This window comes from Elizabethkingia argenteiflava (assembly GCF_009904105.1).
GTDB lineage: Bacteria > Bacteroidota > Bacteroidia > Flavobacteriales > Weeksellaceae > Elizabethkingia > Elizabethkingia argenteiflava.
In genome coordinates this window covers 1-2,300 of record NZ_JAAABJ010000611.1, presented here as the reverse complement: position 1 = coordinate 2,300, position 2,300 = coordinate 1, and the positions used below count along the sequence as shown (strand labels likewise).

Here is a 2,300-nt window from a genome sequence, read left to right as displayed (position 1 = left end):
GCAAATGCTTGGTTAGATAGTTTCAAAGCATTATTAATACGATTTGAAACTTCTGTAATAACATGGTATTCTTTGCATTATATTGCTTTTGTTATTTTATCTCTCAGAAAACTATAAGTTTAAACAACTTCTATATAATTTTAAAAACAATACAAATGAAATGAATTTGTAATATCAATTGACCGACTCATCATAAATAGATTGCCAATATAAGAGCAATTCTTCATTAATTTTAACCTGCCTTCTATCCATCATGGCCTGCATCTCCACTGCAAAATCTTTTACACTAAATTTCAGACCAGTTGTCACTCTGGTAAATGGCTTAATATATCCTTTTAAGACAGGTAATTGTACAATGGTTGTGCAGGTATCAATGCAGGTGCCAGGCATCAACGTAATTCCACCTCCGATTCTCACAAAGTTACCGATGATGGCACCAAACTTATTTGTTCCAGTTTCATAGGTAGTGCTTCGGTATTTCACCTGAATCTCAGAATAATCTGTTTTTAGACAGGCAGTATTGGAATATCCCCCGATATTACACCAGTCTCCAACATAGGAATTTGCAATAAGGCCCTCGTGCGTTTTATTGGAGTAATCTCCCATCACGGAATTACAGATCTCACCCGAGATTTTGCAGGTATGACCTATCAATACACCGCCACTAATTCTTGCTGATTTAACCTCTGTATTTTCTCCTATATAAACTGGCCCCTCTATGGTTGAAAAAGGATATATTCTTACGGAATTTCCAAGTATTATCGGGCCAGCAGTAGTATCGAGTACTACTCCTTTGTGGATAACAACTTTCGTCCCCATTACTTTGATCAAATCAGGATTTCCAATAATAATTGCATTGGATAACTGCTCGTTTATCACTGGCTTCAGAAGTCCTTTGGTATTTAAAAGTGTAAAATCAATTTTGATCTGATTGACTAAATTACTTAGAATTTTCCAGGGAGCAAATTCTGAATCAATTACAATTTTCTCAGGTAAATGATCTTTATCCTGATGTAAATTCAATCCCACGTACTTCGCATAACAACAGTTAATAGTGTCGTTCAAATGAAAAACTATTTTTGTCTGTGGCGTGATAATATTCTGCCTTTCAAAATCATTCAATATCCCATTTCTAATTAGGGGTAACGGTTTTTTAATCATGTTTTCAAATGAAAATACTTCTTTCATTAAGATTGTATTCATAAGACGTTTATTTAGATGTTAAGATTTTAATAAGTGGTTTTAAAGCCAGCCTTTTAAGATCATTTCCGTAGATAATTTCGTAGTTACCTCATCTGCGATTTCGACTCTGTGATCACCGCCTTCTGTTAGCCAGGCAATGGTATAGATGCCTGCACTTTTAGCGGAACATATGCCTGATAAGCTATCTTCAATAGCAATACAGAAAGATGGTTCTGTTCCGAGATTTCGCATTGCCAATTGGTAAGGCTCGGGATCAGGCTTTGGTCTGGTGACCTGATCAAGACTTGTTATCGAGACACATTTTTCATAAATTTTTATATTTTTAAGGTATTGAATAGCAATATCTTCATAACTACTGGTAACCACAGCCTGCCTGATACCGATTTCGTGAAAATAATTCCAAAGATCTACTACATTATCTCTTGGTAATACCTTTGCGATATTTTCTTTTAGGCATCTTACCGCATGATCCTCCCAGATATTAAAACCATCTTCAAGATTTGCATAATCATATATACCGTTCGATTGCAGGACTGATTTGTACACTTCTTTACCCGTATGACCAATATACTGTTGTTCAGAGAGATTAAATACCATCCCAGTTTTCCGGCACGCCGTTTCAAAAATATGGCCCTTGAATGCCGGATCTTCGCTATTTACAATTGTGCCGTCGAGATCCCACAAAATATACTTCTGCATTATGATTCGGTATTAGTTTCCCTCAGACTTATTTTATCCTTTATTCCTGACAAAATTTTATCTAAGGACTTGAAGTCTTCAATTTCCTGAGGTGTAAAGGTGATATTAAATGCTGATTCGAGTTCAACGATTAGCGAAAGATGAGACAACGAATCCCAATTGTCTATTGTGTCAGTATTTAATTCGCCTTTTAGCTTGTGTACTGGCATATTAAATACATAGGCCATGATTTCTTTAACTTGATGTTCCATAGAACTTTATTTTGTAATTGTTAGATCCTGTTTAAATTTTATTGATTAATAATTTTATAGCAGATAATTTGGTCATATTTTCGGAGGATTCATGTAAGAGTTGATAATTCCTGCAAAGCCTTCTATCATTATCAAACCATGAAAAGG

General features: G+C 35.0%; 3 protein-coding genes. All 3 read right to left on the bottom strand.

What is annotated here, in order from left to right; genetic code table 11:
• Window positions 1-174: 174 nt before the first annotated feature.
• The 3 genes from GNY06_RS10420 to GNY06_RS10410 are packed head-to-tail and all read right to left on the bottom strand — an operon-like array spanning window position 175 to window position 2,153.
• Entirely contained in the window at window positions 175-1,203 is a 1,029-nt protein-coding gene (locus GNY06_RS10420) for a hypothetical protein (protein WP_166520018.1), read from the bottom strand.
• A 39-nt stretch (window positions 1,204-1,242) separates the two neighbouring features.
• Window positions 1,243-1,902, bottom strand: coding sequence for an HAD family hydrolase (locus GNY06_RS10415; protein WP_166520017.1), 660 nt, complete (start codon window positions 1,900-1,902; stop codon window positions 1,243-1,245).
• On the bottom strand, window positions 1,902-2,153 hold the full coding sequence (locus GNY06_RS10410; protein ID WP_166520016.1) for an acyl carrier protein: 252 nt from the start codon (window positions 2,151-2,153) through the stop codon (window positions 1,902-1,904). The genes GNY06_RS10415 and GNY06_RS10410 overlap by 1 nt, the downstream gene beginning before the upstream one ends.
• Window positions 2,154-2,300: the final 147 nt, after the last annotated feature.

What these genes read in the sequence shown, in the direction of transcription:
- GNY06_RS10420 (WP_166520018.1), bottom strand. Translation starts at nt 1,203, where the DNA reads ATGAATACAATCTTAATGAAAGAAGTATTTTCATTTGAAAACATGATT.
- GNY06_RS10415 (WP_166520017.1), bottom strand. Translation starts at nt 1,902, where the DNA reads ATGCAGAAGTATATTTTGTGGGATCTCGACGGCACAATTGTAAATAGC.
- GNY06_RS10410 (WP_166520016.1), bottom strand. Translation starts at nt 2,153, where the DNA reads ATGGAACATCAAGTTAAAGAAATCATGGCCTATGTATTTAATATGCCA.